The sequence below is a fragment of the Actinotalea alkalitolerans genome, from assembly GCF_023369855.1.
In the GTDB taxonomy this organism is placed as follows: Bacteria; Actinomycetota; Actinomycetes; order Actinomycetales; family Cellulomonadaceae; genus Actinotalea.
Window position 1 is genome coordinate 8,069 of sequence record NZ_JAMBPP010000020.1, and the last position, 18,820, is coordinate 26,888.

Below are 18,820 nucleotides of genomic sequence, written 5' to 3' on the forward strand. Positions count from 1 at the left end.
TCGCACCACTGAACCCCTCGCGAACAGGCGGCACCGTCCGCGCCGAGCGCAGCGTCTTCGACACCGCCGCCTGTGAGATCCCCAGCACGTCGGCCAACTGCCGCTGCGCCACCCCGGGCGCTGCCGCAGCAAGACTGCGCAGGTAGTCCAAGTGCGCGATCTGCTCCCGCAACCGGTTGCGCTGAACCGCCCGCATCTGCGGCGACAGATCCGTCGGCACGGCCATCGGAACCACCTCCTACAACCTAGGTTATCGACATCGGACACGCGATCGCGGTCACGACCGGAAACGGTCCTGCCGCGGTACCGGACCTTGCGAATTCGGTCGTGCGTTCCGGTCGGGCCACCACGCATGGCTCCGGATCGAGTCCCGCCGGCGATGGGCGCCGACGCAAAACGACGGCGGTCTCAACCGGTCAACGCACCACGGAAGGATCCGTGCGGGAGGTTGAGCGGTGGCGCTGGTGGAGTCGGTCGAGGATCGCGTGTGGGCGGGTTGGCGCGCCGGGGACTCGCTGCGGTCGATCGTGAGGGCGACCGGGTCCCCTCGGGAGGCGGTGCGCCGGGTGCTGCAGGCGCACGGCGGCGTCCGGCCGGCTCCTCGCCGGCGTGATCCACGGCGGTTGAGCGTGCAGGACCGGGAGGGGATCTCGCGGGGGCTGGCGGCGGGCCGTTCCTGTCGTGAGATCGCCGTAGAGCTCGGGCGGTCTGCCTCGACGATCTCCCGAGAGGTCACGCGCAACGGCGGGCGAGCGGCGTATCGCGCTGTCGATGCAGAGGCCGCGGCGCTCGTGCGCGCGCAGCGCCCGAAGGCGACGAAGCTGGCGCTGGACCCGGAGCTCGCTCAGGAGGTTCGAGGGCGCCTCGAGCTGGACTGGTCTCCGCAGCAGATCGCGGCCTGGTTGGCCCGCACCCGGCCCGACCCCGCGCAGCGGGTTAGCCACGAGACGATCTACCGCACCCTCTACACGGCGGATCGCAGGGAGCTCGGCGAGCGGCCGACTAGGCATCTGCGCACCGGGCGGTCGATGCGTCAGCCGCGGATGGCGCGCCGTCCCGATGGGCGGGGGCGCCTGCGGAACATGACGTCCATCCATGCCCGCCCCGACGAGGTCGCGGCGCGCTCGGTCCCCGGGCACTGGGAGGGGGACCTGGTGATGGGCCGCCGGCCAAGTGCGGTAGCAACCCTCGTTGAGCGTCAGACCCGGTTCCTCCGACTGGTGCGCCTGCCTGAGGGGTACCGGTCAGGACACGTCCGCGAGCAGCTGACCTTCGAGCTCGAGCAGATCCCGGCGTGGCTGCGGTTGTCGTTGACCTGGGACCGTGGCCGGGAGATGGCCGAGCATCAGGAGCTGGCAGCCGCGTCCGGGGCGACGGTGTACTTCTGCGACCCGCGCAGCCCGTGGCAGCGCGGGACGAACGAGAACACCAACCGGTTGCTGCGGCAGTACCTGGGAAAGGGCGCGGACCTGCGCGCGCTGAGCCAGCGCGACCTCGACGACATCGCGACCCGCATCAACGACCGCCCTCGTCGCGTCCTGGGCTGGGACAGCGCCACCGACCGCTACCAGCAACTCATCACCGACCGGTACGACGACCATCGCGGTGAGGGATCCCCGATCGAGACACGCGCCTAGCGTGCTGTCGGGCCAGGTTGTGCGCAGCCTGGCCCGACATGACATCTACAGACCGAAGGCCCCGCCCTCGACGAGGATGACGACGCCCAGGCCGATGAGGACGAGGGGGAACAGGACGCTTTCCCAGCGTTCGAGGACTTCGGCGACGGGGCGGCGGGTGGCGACGTACCGGGCGGCGAGGACCAGGACGGCGACCAGGGCGAGGAACACGACGGCGTAGGCGGCGATCGCTGCCGGTCCGACCGTGAGAAAGACGGGGACGTAGACGCCGATGTTGTCCCCGCCGTTGGCGAAGGTGACGGCGGCGACGGTCCAGACACCGACGGCCTTGCCGGGGTCGTCGTCGTCATCGTCGTCATGGCGGTTGCGCCATGCCTGCCAGGCGGCGTAGAGGCCTAGGAGCAGGGGGATGAGCCCGAAGTAGGGGATGGCGTCCTCGGGTAGGAACGCGTCGGCGCCGATCGCGACCAGGACCGAGGCGACCAGGATGGCGCCGAAGCCGATGTACTGCCCCGCGATGATCTTCGCGGTGACGCCGGGTGCGCCGGCGCCGCGGGCGAAGAACAAGGACAGAACGATGATGTCGTCGATGTTGGTCACGAGGAACAGTCCGACGGCTTGCAGGGCGGCTACTGCCAGGTCCACGGGGGCCTTCCGGGTCGAGAGGGGCGGTAGGGCGGAACGGGGACTATCAGCTGTGCGGCGGGTGGAGGCGGCCGATGGTGGGCAGGAAGCGCCCTACGCGGGCGGCGTAGTCGGCGTAGTCCCGCCCGTGCGTGGTGAGCAGGTGTGGTTCCTCGACGAGGCGGACCTGCATCTGGATGCCCGCGAAGACCGCCGCCAGGCCGGCCAGCGCCACGAGGTTGGGGGTGGTGAAGGCGAGCCCGGTGAAGGTGATCAGCGCTGCGGTGAAGATGGGGTTGCGCACGAGCGCGAAGGGTCCGGAGGTCACGAGGTCGGTGCGTTCGGCCGGGTCGACGCCGATCCGCCAGGCGTTCCCCATGGCCATCTGCGCCGCGTACGTTGCCCCGATGCCCGCTGCGGCCACCACGGCCGCGGCGGTGCGCAGGACCGGTGAGCTCAGCGCCGGCACCACATGGCCGAGCCCGAGAAGGTCCGCGGCCGGTGCGGCGATGCCGACCGCGACCGAACCGGCACCGTTGATGCGATTGGCCCACCACTGCCTGTCCCCTCGCGCAGCGGCGGCGAACCGGAACCCGCTGTCACCTGTGCGTCGCCGCTGGACGGCCATCCGGCCCACCCCGGCCAGCAAGCCCCACACGAGGAACAGGACCAGACCGAGGATCGCGTGGCCGCTCACAGCGGGCCGCGGACCGTGGTCGCGGGTTTGACCGCGACGCCGATCACGAAGTCCCCGAAGAACCGGGTGACAGCCGGCTCGGGCAGCACGAACCCGTGCCGCTCGACCTCGGCGACGAACTCCGGCGCGCTGAACCGGTCGTGCTCGGGGTGCTCGAGGAAGGTGCGGTAGGACCAGCGCTCCAGCGCGTGGCGGGTCACTTCCTCGAAGACGAGCTGTCCCCCGGGCCGGATGACCCGCGCGGCCTCGGTGACCGCGTCGCGCCACGCGGGCACATGGTGGATCACCCCGAAGTCGACCACCGCGTCGATGCTCGCGGCCGCGAACGGCAGATCGGAGGCGTCGCCGACCCGGACGTCGACCCGCGCCCCGTACCGGGCCAGGCGACGCCGGGCACGCTCGACCATCGCCGGATCTAGGTCGAGCGCGGTGACGTGGGCCACGCCGAACCGTTCCAGGAGCAGCTCGGTCCCGACTCCCCGGCCGCACCCGATCTCGACCACGGCACCGCCCGCGAACCGGGCACCGAGCCGCTGAAGCAGAGGTGCCTCGTAGGATCGCTGCAGCCAGGCGCGGGCCGGGTTGTTCATCAGCAACGTCTCGGCGCGGTTCATCAGCACGACTCGGCTCCAGTTCGTTGGCGATCATCACATCGGTGACGTATCATCAGCACATGCCGATGATCTCCGCAAGTCCCGATGTGCTGAGTCGCGAGGCGCTGGCCCCGGCCGTCGCCCTGTTCCGGAGCCTGAGTGACCCCACCCGGTTGGCGATCGTGCGTCAGCTGGCGACGGGCGAGGCGCGGGTCGTGGACCTGTGCGCCGCCTTGGGGTTGGGCCAGTCGTCCGTCTCCACCCATCTGGCGTGCCTGCGCGACTGCGGCCTGGTCGACTACCGCCCGCAGGGGCGTGCGTCGGTGTACCACCTGACCCACCCCGAGCTGATGGACCTGCTCGCTGCGGGCGAAGGCCTGCTCGCTGCCACGGGCAACGCCGTGGCGCTCTGCCCGACCTACACGACGCCAGCGCCGACCACCCCCGGCCTGACACCGGGCGCGACGACGACACCAGGAGCCCGCGATGAGTGACGCCTGCGGTTGCAGCGACGACGAGACCACGCCCGCCGGCAAGGAGGCCGAAGAGCACGAGGCCGAACGCTTCTGGCAGGTCAAGGAGCTGCAGTTCGCCGCCGTCGCGGGTGTCCTGCTGCTCGGTGGCCTGATCGCCGGGGCGCAGGACCAGCCGACCGTCGAGCTGATCCTGAACTGGGCGGCCCTGCTCGTCGGCGCGTGGACGTTCGTCCCGTCCACCATCCGGCGCCTCGCGAAGGGCAAGATCGGCGTCGGCACGCTGATGACGATCGCCGCGATCGGCGCGGTGCTCCTGGGCGAGGTCGCCGAGGCCGCCGCGCTGGCCTTCCTGTACTCGATCAGCGAAGGCCTGGAGGAGTACTCCCTGGCCCGCACCCGACGCGGCCTGCGGGCGCTGCTGAGCCTGGTCCCAGCCCAGGCGACCGTCCTTCGAGAGGGCACCGAGACGGTCGTGTCCCCCGAGGAGCTGCGTATCGGTGACGTGATGCTGGTCCGGCCCGGGGAGCGGGTCGCGACCGACGGGGTCATCCGCACCGGCAGGACGGCTCTGGACGTCTCGGCGATCACGGGTGAGTCGGTGCCGGTCGAGGCCGGGCCCGGCGCCCCGGTGTACGCCGGGTCGATCAACGGCAGCGGCGCGCTGGAGCTCGAGGTCACCACCACAGCGGAGAACAACTCTCTGGCCCGGATCGTCGCGATCGTGGAGGCCGAGCAGTCCCGCAAGGGTGAGGCCCAGCGCCTCGCCGACCGGATCGCCAAGCCCCTGGTCCCGGGGGTGATGATCGCCGCGACGCTGATCGCGGTTGTCGGCAGCATCTTCGGTGACCCCGCCACCTGGTTCGAGCGCGCCCTGGTCGTGCTCGTCGCGGCGTCCCCGTGCGCCCTGGCGATCGCCGTCCCCGTCTCGGTCGTCGCCGCCGTCGGCGCCGCCAGCAAGATGGGCGTCCTGGTCAAGGGCGGCGCCGCGCTGGAGGCCCTGGGCACGATCCGCGGTGTCGCCCTGGACAAGACCGGCACCCTGACCCGCAACCAGCCCACCGTCATCGACGTGGTCGCGACTCCCGGGACGTCGACCGAGCGGGTCCTGGAGGTCGCCGCGGCGCTCGAGGCGCGCAGCGAGCACCCCCTGGCCCGGGCGATCCTTGCCGCCGTCGCGGCCGTCACCCCGGCCACCGACGTCGAGGCGGTGACCGGCGCGGGCCTGGTCGGGCAGATCGACGGGCGCCCGGTACGGCTGGGGCGCCCCGGTTGGCTCGACGCCGGCGTCCTCGCTGGTGACGTCGAACGCCTGCAGTCCGCCGGCGCGACCGCCGTACTGGTCGAGGAGGACGGGCACCTCCTCGGTGTCGTCGCTGTCCGCGACGAGCTGCGCCCCGAAGCCGTTGAGGTCGTTGCCGAGCTGCGCCGCCAGGGCTACACCGTCTCCATGCTCACCGGCGACAACACCCTGACCGCCCAGGCCCTGGCCCGCGAGGTCGGGATCACCGACGTCCACGCCGACCTGCGCCCCGAGGACAAGGCAGCGCTGATCACCCAGCTGCGCACCCAACGACGCACCGCGATGGTCGGCGACGGCGTCAACGACGCCCCAGCCCTGGCCACCGCCGACCTGGGCATCGCGATGGGCGCCATGGGAGCCGACGTCGCCATCGAGACCGCCGACGTCGCCCTCATGGGTGAAGACCTGCGTCACCTGCCCCAGGCCCTGACCCACGCCCGGCGAGCCCGGCGGATCATGCTGCAGAGCGTCGGCCTGTCCCTGGCCATCATCGTCGCGCTCATGCCCCTCGCGCTCCTGGGAGTGCTCGGCCTGGCCGCGGTCGTCCTGATCCACGAGATCGCCGAGGTCTTCGTCATCGCCAACGGCGTACGCGCCGGTCGCCTCAGCCCCCTCGCGCAGCGCCCCGCGAATGCTCCGGCGACCACCGAACTGGCCCCGGCGCGGTGACCGCACTGGACGCGGCAATGACCCCGGCGACCAGGACGTCGACCATCCGCCGGCGCATCGCCCTGGCTGCGGGAGCTGTGGCGGTCGCCGCGATCGACCTCAGCGCCAAGGCTTGGGCCGAGAACTACCTGGACGCACCGATACCGCTCGGCCCGATTGACCTGCGCCTGGCCTACAACCCTGGCGTGGCGTTCTCGATGGGAACAGGCGCCCCGACCTGGCTGATCATCGCCGTGACGGCAACAATCACCGTCGTGGTGGCAGCGGTCGCCTGGCGGGCCGCAGCTGCACCGGCCCGGCTGCGGCTCACCGCGCTGACGCTCGTCCTCGGAGGCGCCGCAGCCAACCTGATCGACCGGGCCCGCGACGGAGTCGTCACCGACTACCTCCACAGCGGCTGGTTCCCGACCTTCAACCTCGCCGACACCACCATCGTCACCGGCGCCGGGCTGCTGGTCCTGGCCGCCGCACGCCACCGCGCGCCGGACACTGATGTCGCACCGGGGCCGGCCCCCGGGGCCTTCGAAACGGAGCCGACATGAACAGAGTCGACGCATGGACGGTCCCGGACCCGGATCGGCGTCCCGTGAGGAGACCGGTCACCACCCAGCGCGGCCGGGCGGCCCGTGCCCTGCTGGCAGGCGTCGTCGCCGCAGTCTTGCTTGTGGGGTGCACGTCGGCAGTCACCGGCGGGCGGACCGACGATGGCGCGGAGGCGGGGTACGTGTCGGGTGATGGCACCGTCTCCAGCTGGGAAGCCGCAGATCGCGGTGAGCCCGTCCGCCTGGTCGGCAAGGACTTCGCCGGCGCCGACGTGGACACCGGGGCCTGGGTCGGGGACGTCGTGGTGATCAACACCTGGTACGCGGCGTGCCCGCCGTGCCGGGTCGAGTCACCAGACCTGGTCGCCGCCGCCCAGGACTACGCCGCGGAGGGAGTCCACTTTATCGGGGTCAACGGGACCGACGACGCCGGCGCAGCGCAGCCGTTCGAGCGCAACTTCGAGATCCCCTACCCCAGCATCCACGATGCTGACGGGACCGCGATCGCTGCGTTGCAGGGACGGGTGCCCGTCGAGGCGGTCCCCACGACGGTGGTCCTGGACCGGCAGGGTCGGGTGTTGGGACGCATCATCGGGCGTCTGGACCCCACCACCTTGCGTGAGCTGATCGACACCGCGCTGGCTGAGGCTCCGTGAGCGCTGGGTTCTGGCAGGACCTGGCCAGCGCGTTCCAGGAGACGGCGTTCTCCGGGCCGATGCTCCTGGCGGTGCCCGTGGCGATCCTCGCCGGGATCGTCTCGTTCGCCTCTCCCTGCGTCATCCCGCTCCTGCCCGGGTACTTCGCGTTTGTCACCGGGATGAGTGGTGCCTCCACGGGGGAAAGGTCCAAAGCGGTCCTGCTCACCGGAGTGGGCCTGTTCGTCCTGGGGTTCTCCGTGGTCTTCGTCCTGCTTGGAGTCGCCTTCGGCTCCCTCGGCGTCGCGATACGGCCATGGTTGGCCGTCGTCATGCCCGTGATGGGTGCCGTGGTCGTCCTCATGGGACTGTCGTTCCTCGGCTGGATCCCCGGCCTGCAGCGCGAGAGGCGGATCCATCTCGCCCCCCGCCAAGGGCTGCTCGGTGCGCCCCTGCTTGGGATCGTCTTCGGCTTCGGATGGGCGCCCTGCATCGGACCCACCCTCGCGACCGTCCTGTCCCTGTCGCTGAACGAGGCAAGCGCCCTACGCGGGGCACTCCTGGCCGCGGCCTACGCCGCTGGCCTCGGCCTCCCGTTCCTCCTGATCGCCCTGGGAGCGCACCGGTCGACCGCCGCTGTGACGTTCCTGCGCGAGCACCGGGTCGCGATCATGCGGACCGGTGGAGCGATGCTGGTCCTGATCGGCCTGGCGCTGATGACGGGTCTGTGGACCACCTGGACCCAGAGCCTGCAAGGGTTCATCGGAGGATTCGTGACCGTCATCTGACCATCAACCCCGCCACGCAGCGCCCCCGCCGAAGGAAACGGACCACCCACTGCCATGCCGCCCTCCACGACGACCCGCCGCACCGCCCGCGCGACTCTGTCCGCCGCTGTAATGGCGCTGGTCCTGGCCAGCTGCTCAGCGACCACGGACACCGGGACCAACCAGACCCCGAGCCCGGCAGAGGCCGCGAGGAGCGAAGGCCTTCCCAGTGACCACGTCCACGGCGTCGCCTTCAACCCCGCCGACGACAAGGTCTACCTAGCCACTCACGACGGCCTCTTCCGCTACGACGAGACCGGGCCGGTCCGCGTCGGCCCGGTCATCGACCTGATGGGGTTCACCGCCGCCGGACCCGACCACTTCTACTCCTCCGGTCACCCCGGAGCGGGCGTCGACCTACCCAACCCCGTCGGGCTGATCGAGTCCACGGACGCAGGACAGACCTGGACGCCCCTGTCCCGCCAGGGGCAGACCGACTTCCACACGCTGAGCGCCTCACAGGCAGGGGTGGTCGGCCTCGACGGAACCACCGTGATCGCCTCCGCTGACGGGCAGAGCTGGTCCACCCTCGATCCCGGTGTCGCCACCCACGCCCTGGCGGCATCGCCCGACGGAACCACCCTGCTGGCCACGAGCGCGTCCGGGCCCGCGCGCTCCACGGACAGCGGCATCACCTGGACCGTCGAGCCGGAGGCACCGCTCCTGCAGCTGGCGCACTTCGCCGACGACCTGACCGTTGCCGGTGTCGCGCCCGACGGTGGTGTGTTCCTCAGCACCGACGCCGGGGCGACCTGGGAGCTGCGCGGGACCGTCGGGGAGGCACCCCAAGCCATCACCACCCGGCTACAAGCCCAGGGCGACATCGAGATCCTCGTCGTCGTCGCCGACGCGCTCCTACGATCCGCCGACGGCGGATCGTCGTTCACACGCTAACGCCGAACCCCTCGCCGAACCCCGCCCCCACGCACACCCCACCATCGACCGAGGAACCATGCACACCACTGAACCCGCGCATTGGCCAGGACCTCTGCCGATTCCTTCGCCGCCGATGGGGTGGTCGAGGTGAGCCCCGGGGAAATCAGCCACGTGCTGGTCTGGGGAGCGACGTCGGCCTACGCCGTCGCGCTCATCTGCTTCGCCGTCGACCTCGCGCAGCTGGCCGACCGACCCGACTCACGGCCTGCGGGCACTCCGGCAGCCGCACGACCCTCGGGACGCCCAACCTCGCAGGCCCCGCGCCGGGCGGCTGCCATCGCGATGTCCGTGACCACCGTCGGGGCGCTGCTGCACCTCGCTGGGACGATCACGCGCGGTGTGGCCGCGGGGCGGGTGCCGTGGTCGAACATGTACGAGTTCGCACTCGTCGGGACCGGCGTCGCGGTCCTGACGTTCCTGGTGCTCTGCCGCCGGCAGGACGCGCGGTTCCTCGGAACGATCATCATGGGCTTGACCGTCATCGCCCTCGGCGTCGCACTGGTGAACTTCTACGTACCGGTCGACGGCCTCGTCCCAGCACTGCAAAGTCCCTGGCTGGTGATCCACGTCTCGATCGCGACCATCGCGACCGGCCTGTTCACCGTCGCGTTCGCCGCCAGCGCACTGCAGCTGCTGAAGGACTACCGCGCCCGAGACATCGCTCGGACCTCGGCCCCACAGCCGGCCCTGGTCAGCACCGGCCCCGGTCGACCCGACGGTCGCAGCCCCCTGGCGCAGGAGCGCGGGATGGCTCACCGTCGCTGGCGTGTCCTGGACCAGCTGCCGTCCACGCGAAACCTCGAGGGCCTTGCCTTTCGGATCAACGCCGTCGGCTTCGTGCTGTGGACCTTCACGGTCATGGCCGGCGCCGTCTGGGCGGAGCACGCCTGGGGCCGGTACTGGGGCTGGGACCCCAAGGAGGTGTGGAGCTTCATCGTCTGGGTGGTCTACGCGGCCTACCTCCACGCACGCACAACCCGCGGATGGTCCGGGCGGCGAGCAGCGTGGTTCGTCGTAGCGGGATACGCAACAGTGATCTTCAACTTCACCGGCGTAAACCTCTTCTTCCTCGGGCTGCACAGCTACAGCGGCCTCTGACCACACGGCCCCTGCTCGGTCGCCCGTCTCCGCGTCCCACTTCCTTGGAAGTGGGACACCCCCTCGACGCGTGGCCGAACCGAAACCCGCTCGGCCGACGCGCCGTGCCAGAGGTTGGTCCCGAAACACCGTCCCGCTGACTCCGTACGGAAGCAACCTCCGGTACGTTCGCCCGATGGATCTCGGCTACGCGCGGGTCTCGACCGCAAAGCAGGACCTCGACCGGCAGGTCGAGGCGCTCGTGGTCGCCGGCGTCGCACGAGACAAGATCTTCCTCGACAAAAAGTCCGGCGCGACCACTGACCGGCCCGGGCTCCGCGCGGCGCTCGAGTACGCCCGCGACGGCGACGTGATCGTGGTGCACACCCTGGACCGGCTCGGCCGGACCGTGCGCGACACCCTCAACCTGATCCACGACCTCACCGACCGCGGCGTCGGGGTGCGCAACCTCGCCGACCCCATCAAGGTCGACTCGGCCAACCCGAGAGATCCGATGGGCCAGCTCGCCGTCGTCTTGCTCGCGCTCTTCGCGCAGATGGAGCGGACGTACACGGTCGAGCGCGCAGCCCACGCGCGCGCGGTTGCGACGGCCAAGGGCCGGCGAATCGGCCGACCGGTGGTGGTCGACGCGGACAAGATCGCCTACGCCGCCCACCTTCGCGAGACGGGGCACTCGATCGCCGACATCGTCGCCAAGACCGGCATAGCCCGCACCAGCCTGTACCGCCACCTCCCGCCCCGGGCGGTAGAGCACCACACGGCCGCGCCGGGGACTGCGCGGGCCGCAGAGGAGCACACCTGACCGCCGTTCTCCCATGGCGAATAGGTGCCGGTCGGCTCGCTACGTTTTCTGCGCCCGCCGCCCGCCTCAGTGCCTCGAGCGGCCGGCGAACCGGCTCGCGAGTGAGCGGCGTGCGGCCCAGAGTGCGCAGCCGGCGCAGATGTACACCCCGGGCGTGCTGCCGAGCTCGACGGCGTGCGGCCGGACCCGTCCGCAGCAGCCGCACGTCTTGGTCGCGCTGGACGGAGGTCGGCTTGCCGTGGATGCCATGGCCCAGGGTGGCTCATCGACACCGGCGGCGTCGATGGTGGGCGGGTCAGGCGCAGCAGGATGTCGGCATCTCGTTGCGGAACAGGCCGGCCGCGATGCGCAGGCTCTCCGCCATCGTCAGGTAGGGCGCCCAGGTGTCGGCGACGTCGTCGACGGTCATGCCTGCCCGGATGGCGTAGGTGGCGGCGAGCATGATCTCTCCCGCGCCGCCGGCCAGGGCGTGCGCACCCAGGACCCGACCCGTGGTGGCGTCGGCGACCACCTTGACCACCCCACGGGTGTCGCGGTTGACCAGGGCACGCGGGACGTCGGACAGGTCCAGCACCCGGCACGCGCAGGTGTAGCCCTGCCCGAGCGCTTCCTGTTCGCTCATCCCTGCCGAGGCCAGCTGAGGGCTGGTGAAAACCACGGCGGGCAGGCCGGTGTAGTCGACCTGCGCGTCGGGCGCGCCTGCGGTCCGGGCCAGCGCGTTGCGCGCGGCGACCCGGCCGGTTGCGGCGGCGACGTAGACGTACTGCGGGGCCCCTGACACGTCACCTGCGGCGTAGACGCGGTGGTTGGTCGTGCGCTGGAACGCATCGGTGCGGATGAAGCCTCGCTCGTCGAGGTCGATGCCCGCGGCTGCGAGCCCCAGTCCGTCGGTCCTGGCCGACCGACCCACGGCGATCAGCAGCCGCGCGCCGCGGGCCACCGCACCTGAAGCCGTCCGCACCACGACCTGGCCCCCTTCCGCCGCGACGGAGACGGCGTGCTCTTCGATCACGTCGATGCCGTCCTCGGAGAACACCCGGCGCAGTCCCTCGGCCAGCTCAGGCTCGGCGTGGGGTGCCACGCGCCCGACCAGGGAGACCTTGGCCCCGAGGTGGGCGAAGAGCTGCGCTTGCTCGAGGCCGACGTAGCCACCGCCGATCACTACGATCGACTCGGGCACCTCGTCGAGCTCCATGGCTGTCGTCGACGTCAACCAGTCCACCGAATCCAGACCCGGCAGTGCCGGTACCACCGGTTCGGAGCCGGTCGCCACGACGTACGCCCGGGCGCGCAGGGCCTGCCCGTCGACGGCGAGCGTGTCCCGGTCGAGGAAGCTCCCCTGCCCCGAGATCACCTCGAACCCGTAGGCCGTGGCCACGGCGGCGTACTTCGCCCCTCTGAGCCGTTCGATCAGCTCGTCCTTCTGGCGCACCAACGCGCCCAGGTCCACCGTGCCGGCCGAGGTAGGTGCTCCGTCGAACGGGTTGTTCAGCGCACCGTGTCGGGTGCCGGCCGCGGCGAGGAGCGTCTTGGACGGGACGCAGCCGATGTTCACGCACGTCCCACCCAGAACGCCCCGCTCGATCAGGACGACACTGCGCCCCGCCTGCCTCGCGGTGATGGCTGCGGCCATCGCCGCGCCCCCCGAGCCGACCACGGCCAGGTCCACGTCAGAGTCGTCATTCATGTCGCACCCTCTCCTCACCCAACGTTGCTCACGCCAGGGTGGACCTTCCCCCACACTGGAAGGTCAAGTGACCGGCGAGAGGAGCCAAGAGTGCGCATCGGAGAACTCGCCCGGGCGAGCGGCACCACGACGAAGACGCTGCGCTACTACGAGGCAGTGGCACTCCTCCCAGCGCCCGAGCGGACCGCCGGCGGGTACCGGGACTACGACCCCAAGACCGTGGCCCGACTGGACTTCATCCGCCGCAGCCAAGCCGCCGGCCTGACTCTTGCCCAGATTCGCGAAGTCCTACAGGTCCGCGACGCCGGCACGGCGCCCTGCCACCATGTCCACGACCTCCTCGACCGGCGCGTCCACGAGCTCGACCGCCAGATCGCAGACCTCCACGCACTCCGCCTCACCGTCGCAGAGCTGCGCGACTCCGCCACCGAGGCAGACCCCGAATCGTGCAACCCCTCAACCGTCTGCCGGTACCTCTGAGCGTCGGCATCGCGAACCTGGCTACGGTGCAAGCCGAAGGTGGTGCGTTGACCGCTTGAGACCGCCACCGTTTACGGGCCGCCGCGCGAGCGAGCCTGGTAGCAGTCAGGTCCCGAGGAAGCTCATCGCGAACTTGAGGAGCTGGTCGGCGGCGACGTTGCTCGCGATACCGCCAGCGACCGAGAGGCCGCCCGACTTGACCGCCTCCAGGAACTTCGAGAGCTTGCTCCGCTCCGGGTCGTCCTGCGCCGCCTCAACCGCCTCGACGTAGGTCGCGACGTCTGCCTGACCCAGGCCGAGGGCGAGGGCAGCGCGCGCGAGGGAATCGACGTCGCCGACGTTCACGGTCAGCTTGTCGATCCAGCCGGCCTGGGTGATCGCCGCCCCTGGGCCGTAGACGTTCGTAACGAACGTCGTGACGGCCGCCCGGACCGGCGGGTCGTCTACGGTCGGCCCGCCAACTTCCCCTGTCTGGGCGCCGGCGCTCTCGAGGTCGAGCGCGAGGTTCATGACCTGCGTGCGGACCGCGTCGAGCACCGAGACGAGGAGCTGCCTCGGCACCTCGGTGCGCATAGAGAAGAGATACATACCCGAGACGTGAACCGCCTTCTCCTCATCGATGAGCCGGTTCCACCAGCTCACGGCAGCCGCTGGCCATGGGATGGCGAGGCCATCCTCAGACACAGCCAGCGACTCCAACTCCGAGACCGGCTGGCGAGCCGCAATCTCGAACAGCGGGGCGAACTGCGATGGAGCATCGGACACCCGTAGATGGGTGGTCGCCGACGAGCCACCGAACCCCGTCCACTGAGCCTTGGCGATCGAGACTTGCGCGCATCGGTAGATCGGCAACTCTTCCTCGACGACGTCGACGTATCCGCGCAGCTCGTGCTCCGCCCAGGTCTTCACCTGGTCGGCGCGGAGGCGATGCGCGACGGCTACCGCCCGCCGGAGCAGGTCGGCCGTCGACACGGACGGGTCGGACGCGCCGTCGATGATCCGTTCGAGAGCGGTCGGCATGGGCAGGAGTGTGCCACCGGCACGCCACAAACGGTCGTTCCAGAGGGAAGGGGGCCAGGCCAGGAGTGTCCCCATACGCGGTATCAGCAGAACTGATGGACCACTCGTCTACGAGCGTCACAGCCGATCGTTCGGCTGGGAGAGCTCGCGCTCTGGACCGGCAGCACCGGGTCCAGGTGGACGGTAGTCCGCTGCCTGTCCCGCATGAGGCCCCGTCACTGGGCCACTTCTCGGGGCGGGCACTGCGGGTCACAGCCGCGTGCGGCAGGCGTAACTGAGGGCGCCCCGTCGCGGATGTCGTTGAGGGATCCCTGAGTGGGACACGGCCGCACGCGCGGTTACCGCTCGTCGTCGCTCACGCGGCTAGGCGTCTCGGCTTGAAAGTACGTCTTGACACGCCTTCTTGTCGTATTACCTTGGAGATATGGCACTCGACGCTCTCCCCCGCTTGATCCCCACCGGCACATGCTGGTGTGGCTGTGGCCGCCAGGTCGGCCTGGGCTCCTTCTTCGCCCAGGGTCACGACAAGGTCGCCGAAGGAGCCTTGCTCGCTGCCCGGTACGGCGGCTCGGTCGCGCAGCTCCTACACGCACACGGCTACGGCGCGGGGCACTCCGTGACGGCGGCAGCCGTCTCCGAGGGGGCGTGGGACGAGTGTTCACACTCGGGCTGCGACTACGTCGGTACCCCGACCAGCGTGCGTACGCACCAGAAGCGCGCGGGCCACTGATGAGCGCACAACAGCGATTCACGCTCGCCCCGTTCGAGCGCACACGGTCCTGGCCAGCGGTGCGGTTCGGCGATCCGTGGAACGGCTTTGCGACGCCAGTCGTCCTGCGCGCCACCTTTGAGGACCTTCTGCTGGCGATCGGTGACGGTCACCGATGGGAGGGCGCCGACGCCATCGTGTGGCCGGCGATTGACCTCGATCCCGACGACCCTCCCGAGTACGAAGACCGGATCGCGCCGGACGCGGAGGGCCTGTACGACCTGGGCCAGCTTGGGTGGACGTTCGAGCAGATCTAGCCCACCCAGCCGATGCCGGCCGCCGGACGATCCTGCCGAACGGCGGTCATCGCCCACTCGACCTCACGCTGGTCACACGTTCTGAAGTCGCATGCCACGTACCCATGCCGGGTCGTACGTAGCGCATTGACAATCACACGTACCGCACGTACCTTCTCTCTTGTCGCCAGACCGGCGGCACCGGTCGAGTAGCCCGCCCGCCCGGTTTAGCACCATCAAGGAGCAGGCGACGTGACCGCGATCCAGAACAAGACCAACACCAAGACCCTGACCAGCCCGCTGCTGGAGATCATCGACGTGCACGAGGTCGACGACGCCGGCGGCGTGCACTACGAGACGGTGATGACGGCCGGCTTCCTCGTCGACCTCGTCGAGCGCGACCTGCTGAAGCTGACCGGAAACATCCGGCCGGCGCACGCGGGCGGCCAGGCCCTGCGGGGCAAGACACGGGCCAAGGTCGAGAAGTGGGCCCGAGAGCTGCTGGCGAACAACGCAGTGATCGGAAACATCAGCGTCCGCCTCAACCCCGAGACGTCCATGTTCGACGTGGTCACCGACGACGAGGGCGTGGAGATCCTGCTCCTGGACCGCGGCGAGCTCGACTGCGCCGTGGACTCCCTGTCGCGGATCAAGTCGATCCTGCTCGCGGCTGCCAGCCCGGCGCAGACCTTCGACCTCGCCACCCGGTTCCAGGTCCGAATCTGGATCGCCAACGACGAGGAGGCCAAGCGCGTGGCCGCCGTCTACAACACCCGCGGCGACAAGGTCAACGACTCGGCGGCCAAGTTCGCCTACTCCGAGACCCCCGAGCAGCGCGTGGCGAACCTGCTCATGAAGTCCAGCCGACACCTCGGCCAGGACAACATCGAGGTCCTCACCAACACCGTCTCCGCCTCGAGCCACAAGCTCGCGGCCTACAACACGCTCTCGCAGGCGATCGAGACGTTCTGGCAGGCCGAGCCCGTCACGGAGGAGGACGTCCGGGAGCACGCCGAGTGGCTCAAGGAAGCGTGGGACGCCCTGGTCGCGGTCCGGCCGGAGTTCGGCCGGCTGACCAAGGCCAAGCGTCAGGAGCTGCGCGGGCAGTCGATGGCCGGGACCGCCGTCAGCATCCACGGGATCGTGGCGGTCATGTACGCGATGTGGCGCGACGGGGTCGACCCCGCCACCGCCTTCAAGGCCCTGGACGCCACTGAGACCGTCGACGTCGACCTGGATGGCAAGGCCTACACCCAGGAGGTGGACTACTTCTCCTACGAGAACCCCGTCTGGCAGCGCATCGGCATTCTGATCCCCTCTCCGGACAAGGAGGGCAACGAGCGGCTGACGCTGCGGATGAGCTTCCAGACCCGCACGGCGATGGGCAAGGAGCTCAAGACCAAGATGGGCCTGTGACAGCCCCGGTCGGGGAGGGTGCGCAACGCATGCGCACCCTCCCCGGCGCGCCTGGCGCGTCGTCCGCGCACACTTCAACGACAGCTGTAGGTTGCTCGGGTGACCAACACGAGCAGCGACGCACTCGAGACGCTGGCCCCCTTGGCCCAGGCGCTGGCCGAGCCGACCCGACGGCGGGTACTCGCTGTCCTGGCCCGCGACGGCCACGCCTACCCCGGTGAGCTGGCCGTCGAGCTGGGCCTGGCGCCCACCGCGCTGTCGCACCACCTCACCTGGCTGCGCCGCGCCGGCCTCACCGTAGCCGTCCTAGAAGGACGACGCCGTCGACATCTCCTCAGCTCCGACGATCTGCAGGCGATGCTCCGCGAGCTGAGCCCGGCGGCGACCGGCGGCGGATCAGAGACCCGGTACGCGCCATCACGGATCCCCAGCTCCCACCCCCATCACCAACCGCGAGACCTCACCGCGCAGCAGCGGGAGGCGTTCCGCCGCACCGCGACGCTGTCACGGCTGGCGAAAACCGCGGCGCTGGCCGGCGAGGGCCCCGAGCCGATCCACGACGTCAACGTGCCCAAGCTCTCCGCGCACGACCTCATGCCTGAACGATCCCCCAACGGCCTGCGCGCACTCTCGTTGTTCTCGGGAGGTGGCGGGCTGGACCTCGGGTTCGCCCGGGCAGGCATGGCCCACGTCGCCTCCTTCGAGCTGATGCAGGACGCCGCCAACACCCTGCAGAAGGCGCACCCGGACTGGCAGGTCTTCGGCGGCCCCGAGGGTGACGTCGGACGGGTCAATTGGAAGGCCTGGCGCGACCAGGTCGAGGTCCTCCACGGTGGGCCCCCGTGCCAGCCGTTCTCGGTCGCGGGCAGACAGCGCGGCCAGCTAGACCCCCGGGACGGATGGCCGGCCTACGTACGCGCCGTGCGGGCCGTGCGGCCGCTCGCATTCGTGGCCGAGAACGTCCCCGCCCTGGCGTCGAAGAAGTTCGCCGACTACGTCGAGCAGACGATCACGGGGCCGCTGGGGCGCGACTACACCATCGTCCGACTGCTGCTGCGAGCCGAAGAGTTCGGCGTTCCGCAAACCCGCCGCCGGGTGGTGTGGGTGGGCTTCCGCCGGCGCCGCGACGCCGCGCGGTACGAGCCGCCCGCCCCGACCCATGCCTGGGTCCCGGACGGTGAGCCGCCGGTCGGCCTGCCTCGCACGCTCGGCGTCCGCGAAGCGCTGGGACTACCGGACATCGGCTTTGACGCCCTGTCCCCGACGATCCGCAGCACCCTGACCGGACCCCGCCACACGACCTCGATCCTCAACAGCACGGCAGCCCAGCGGGTCTTCGCCCAGCTTCAGATCTGGCCAAACGGGGTTGCACCCACCCGGGAGCGCGCCCGTGCATTCGTGGCCGCCAACGGCCACTTTCGGCTCTCCGTGCCGGATGTCGCGCTTCTGCAGGGGTTCCCGGACGACTGGCCGTTCCAAGGAGCCACCTATATGCAGCTTGGACAGATCGGGAACGCCGTACCCCCGCCGATGGCCTACGCCGTCGCGTCTTCGGTCGCCGCCGCCTTGGCCTGATCCATCACCACCGGGTCGACGTCGGCCCGCACGTTCCCGCCGGCGGCCTCTGCCGTCCGCTTCTCTGCGAGGTACGCGCGGACCAGAACCCGGAGCCTTGCCGCATGGTCCTTCTCGATCACGGGCAGCCCGTCGAGGTAGGGGCCCGGGATGTGCGGGTTGTTGAGCGTTGCGCCACGACGGATCACATACCCGCATCGCTCCCGCAGGAGCTCCACCATGCGGGCCTTGGAGTAGCCCGAGCTGTCCAGGTCCGCGTTGTCCACGTACTGCGCAGCGCTCCACTGGTTCTTCATGATGGAACGGGCCTCGGCGATCTCGTATCGCGCCCGGTCCCCCAGCACCTGCACCAGGACCTCGTCGGTGACCAGCTGCGGTGCACGCTGGGCGAGGATCAGGTCGGGGAGCACGTAGCGCTCCTTCTCCGCGATCCAGGGAGCCATGTCGGCTGGCGAGGCGTAGCGGCAGCTCAGCAGACGGCTGCCGGCCTTGTCGTAGAAAGCGAACAGCCAGTGCATGTCACGCCACTTGGCGATGTGCTGCGGGCCGAAGTCACGCACCGTCGAGACCGACTTGCTGGTGGTCGACTTCAGCTCGAACGGCAGCGGCTCCTCGAGCTCCTCGAGCTCGAGGACGGCATCCACGTCCGAGCGGCCCCGGCCGGCGGCCACGACCAGGTTGAACTTGTCGATCATCTGCTGCTCGCGGGCGTCATCCTGGACTGGCATGTCCACACCCTGCCCGGTTGCCTGACCGTCGGCTCGCAGCGACCCGCCGATGCCGCCTGCCCTGTTGCTGCTC

At 70.3% G+C, this 18,820-nt stretch carries 20 protein-coding genes; 13 read left to right on the forward strand and 7 right to left on the reverse strand.

Annotated features, from left to right (window positions below):
- Nucleotides 1-226, reverse strand: a 226-nt coding sequence (locus M1R94_RS18435; RefSeq protein ID WP_374109495.1) for a hypothetical protein, incomplete at its 3' end; no start/stop codon positions are given.
- A gap of 229 nt (nucleotides 227-455) precedes the next feature.
- Here M1R94_RS18435 and M1R94_RS18440 point away from each other — a divergent pair.
- The gene (locus M1R94_RS18440) at nucleotides 456-1,637 is read left to right on the forward strand and encodes an IS30 family transposase (RefSeq protein WP_249383196.1); all 1,182 of its coding nucleotides are present in this window, start codon (nucleotides 456-458) and stop codon (nucleotides 1,635-1,637) included.
- 45 nt (nucleotides 1,638-1,682) lie between these two features.
- On the opposite strand, the gene M1R94_RS18445 is transcribed toward M1R94_RS18440, so the two are convergent.
- The 3 genes from M1R94_RS18445 to M1R94_RS18455 are packed head-to-tail and all read right to left on the reverse strand — an operon-like array spanning nucleotide 1,683 to nucleotide 3,572.
- Nucleotides 1,683-2,282 carry a cadmium resistance transporter gene (locus tag M1R94_RS18445; RefSeq protein ID WP_249383197.1) on the reverse strand — a complete coding sequence of 200 codons (600 nt, stop codon included), beginning with the start codon at nucleotides 2,280-2,282 and terminating at the stop codon, nucleotides 1,683-1,685.
- Nucleotides 2,283-2,328: 46 nt separating this feature from the next.
- Entirely contained in the window at nucleotides 2,329-2,958 is a 630-nt protein-coding gene (locus M1R94_RS18450; protein ID WP_249383198.1) for a methyltransferase family protein, read from the reverse strand.
- Nucleotides 2,955-3,572, reverse strand: coding sequence for a class I SAM-dependent methyltransferase (locus tag M1R94_RS18455; protein WP_249383250.1), 618 nt, complete (start codon nucleotides 3,570-3,572; stop codon nucleotides 2,955-2,957). Before M1R94_RS18455 ends, M1R94_RS18450 begins: the two co-directional genes overlap by 4 nt.
- A 59-nt stretch (nucleotides 3,573-3,631) precedes the next feature.
- Here M1R94_RS18455 and M1R94_RS18460 point away from each other — a divergent pair, with 59 nt between their 5' ends.
- From M1R94_RS18460 to M1R94_RS18495, 8 genes are all read left to right on the forward strand, one after another.
- Nucleotides 3,632-4,045: an ArsR/SmtB family transcription factor gene (locus tag M1R94_RS18460; RefSeq protein WP_249383199.1), complete on the forward strand. Its 414-nt coding sequence runs from the start codon at nucleotides 3,632-3,634 to the stop codon at nucleotides 4,043-4,045.
- Nucleotides 4,038-5,996, forward strand: a complete 1,959-nt coding sequence (locus tag M1R94_RS18465) for a heavy metal translocating P-type ATPase (RefSeq protein ID WP_249383200.1) — start codon at nucleotides 4,038-4,040, stop codon at nucleotides 5,994-5,996. The genes M1R94_RS18460 and M1R94_RS18465 overlap by 8 nt, the downstream gene beginning before the upstream one ends.
- Before the next feature lie 17 nt (nucleotides 5,997-6,013).
- Entirely contained in the window at nucleotides 6,014-6,538 is a 525-nt protein-coding gene (locus M1R94_RS18470) for a signal peptidase II (protein WP_249383201.1), read from the forward strand.
- A gap of 182 nt (nucleotides 6,539-6,720) precedes the next feature.
- A complete protein-coding gene (locus M1R94_RS18475) occupies nucleotides 6,721-7,194 on the forward strand; it encodes a TlpA family protein disulfide reductase (protein ID WP_308199934.1) in 474 nt (157 codons plus the stop codon).
- Nucleotides 7,191-7,961, forward strand: a complete 771-nt coding sequence (locus tag M1R94_RS18480; protein WP_249383202.1) for a cytochrome c biogenesis CcdA family protein — start codon at nucleotides 7,191-7,193, stop codon at nucleotides 7,959-7,961. Before M1R94_RS18475 ends, M1R94_RS18480 begins: the two co-directional genes overlap by 4 nt.
- A gap of 54 nt (nucleotides 7,962-8,015) precedes the next feature.
- Complete coding sequence (locus tag M1R94_RS18485) at nucleotides 8,016-8,894, forward strand: F510_1955 family glycosylhydrolase (protein ID WP_249383203.1); 879 nt, start codon at nucleotides 8,016-8,018, stop codon at nucleotides 8,892-8,894.
- Between the two features lie 129 nt (nucleotides 8,895-9,023).
- Nucleotides 9,024-10,034: a c-type cytochrome biogenesis protein CcsB gene (gene ccsB, locus M1R94_RS18490; RefSeq protein ID WP_249383204.1), complete on the forward strand. Its 1,011-nt coding sequence runs from the start codon at nucleotides 9,024-9,026 to the stop codon at nucleotides 10,032-10,034.
- Nucleotides 10,035-10,209: 175 nt separating this feature from the next.
- Nucleotides 10,210-10,836, forward strand: coding sequence for a recombinase family protein (locus M1R94_RS18495; RefSeq protein ID WP_249383205.1), 627 nt, complete (start codon nucleotides 10,210-10,212; stop codon nucleotides 10,834-10,836).
- A gap of 295 nt (nucleotides 10,837-11,131) precedes the next feature.
- Here M1R94_RS18495 and merA read toward each other — a convergent pair whose 3' ends face one another.
- A complete protein-coding gene (gene merA / locus M1R94_RS18500) occupies nucleotides 11,132-12,523 on the reverse strand; it encodes a mercury(II) reductase (protein WP_249383206.1) in 1,392 nt (463 codons plus the stop codon).
- A gap of 90 nt (nucleotides 12,524-12,613) precedes the next feature.
- On the opposite strand from merA, the gene M1R94_RS18505 reads away from it, so the two are divergent.
- Complete coding sequence (locus M1R94_RS18505) at nucleotides 12,614-13,003, forward strand: heavy metal-responsive transcriptional regulator (protein WP_249383207.1); 390 nt, start codon at nucleotides 12,614-12,616, stop codon at nucleotides 13,001-13,003.
- A 105-nt stretch (nucleotides 13,004-13,108) separates the two neighbouring features.
- Here the strand turns inward: M1R94_RS18505 and M1R94_RS18510 are convergent, their stop codons facing one another.
- The gene (locus M1R94_RS18510) at nucleotides 13,109-14,023 is read right to left on the reverse strand and encodes an AbiTii domain-containing protein (RefSeq protein ID WP_249383208.1); all 915 of its coding nucleotides are present in this window, start codon (nucleotides 14,021-14,023) and stop codon (nucleotides 13,109-13,111) included.
- Nucleotides 14,024-14,752: 729 nt separating this feature from the next.
- Here M1R94_RS18510 and M1R94_RS18515 point away from each other — a divergent pair.
- From M1R94_RS18515 to dcm, 3 genes are all read left to right on the forward strand, one after another.
- Nucleotides 14,753-15,049, forward strand: coding sequence for a hypothetical protein (locus tag M1R94_RS18515; protein ID WP_249383209.1), 297 nt, complete (start codon nucleotides 14,753-14,755; stop codon nucleotides 15,047-15,049).
- Between the two features lie 231 nt (nucleotides 15,050-15,280).
- Nucleotides 15,281-16,444, forward strand: coding sequence for a DNA sulfur modification protein DndB (locus tag M1R94_RS18520; RefSeq protein WP_249383210.1), 1,164 nt, complete (start codon nucleotides 15,281-15,283; stop codon nucleotides 16,442-16,444).
- A gap of 99 nt (nucleotides 16,445-16,543) precedes the next feature.
- Nucleotides 16,544-18,019: a DNA (cytosine-5-)-methyltransferase gene (gene dcm, locus M1R94_RS18525; RefSeq protein WP_249383211.1), complete on the forward strand. Its 1,476-nt coding sequence runs from the start codon at nucleotides 16,544-16,546 to the stop codon at nucleotides 18,017-18,019.
- On the opposite strand, the gene M1R94_RS18530 is transcribed toward dcm, so the two are convergent.
- Nucleotides 17,980-18,747, reverse strand: coding sequence for a PDDEXK family nuclease (locus M1R94_RS18530; protein ID WP_249383212.1), 768 nt, complete (start codon nucleotides 18,745-18,747; stop codon nucleotides 17,980-17,982). The genes dcm and M1R94_RS18530 overlap by 40 nt on opposite strands.
- Nucleotides 18,748-18,820 lie beyond the last annotated feature (73 nt).

Excerpts from the sequence above, each read along its gene's own strand:
- M1R94_RS18510 (WP_249383208.1), bottom strand. The coding sequence starts at position 14,023 with ATGCCGACCGCTCTCGAACGGATCATCGACGGCGCGTCCGACCCGTCC.
- M1R94_RS18470 (WP_249383201.1), top strand. The coding sequence starts at position 6,014 with ATGACCCCGGCGACCAGGACGTCGACCATCCGCCGGCGCATCGCCCTG.
- M1R94_RS18515 (WP_249383209.1), top strand. The coding sequence starts at position 14,753 with ATGAGCGCACAACAGCGATTCACGCTCGCCCCGTTCGAGCGCACACGG.
- M1R94_RS18460 (WP_249383199.1), top strand. The coding sequence starts at position 3,632 with ATGCCGATGATCTCCGCAAGTCCCGATGTGCTGAGTCGCGAGGCGCTG.
- M1R94_RS18465 (WP_249383200.1), top strand. The coding sequence starts at position 4,038 with ATGAGTGACGCCTGCGGTTGCAGCGACGACGAGACCACGCCCGCCGGC.
- M1R94_RS18455 (WP_249383250.1), bottom strand. The coding sequence starts at position 3,572 with ATGAACCGCGCCGAGACGTTGCTGATGAACAACCCGGCCCGCGCCTGG.
- M1R94_RS18530 (WP_249383212.1), bottom strand. The coding sequence starts at position 18,747 with ATGCCAGTCCAGGATGACGCCCGCGAGCAGCAGATGATCGACAAGTTC.
- merA (WP_249383206.1), bottom strand. The coding sequence starts at position 12,523 with ATGAATGACGACTCTGACGTGGACCTGGCCGTGGTCGGCTCGGGGGGC.
- M1R94_RS18485 (WP_249383203.1), top strand. The coding sequence starts at position 8,016 with ATGCCGCCCTCCACGACGACCCGCCGCACCGCCCGCGCGACTCTGTCC.
- M1R94_RS18495 (WP_249383205.1), top strand. The coding sequence starts at position 10,210 with ATGGATCTCGGCTACGCGCGGGTCTCGACCGCAAAGCAGGACCTCGAC.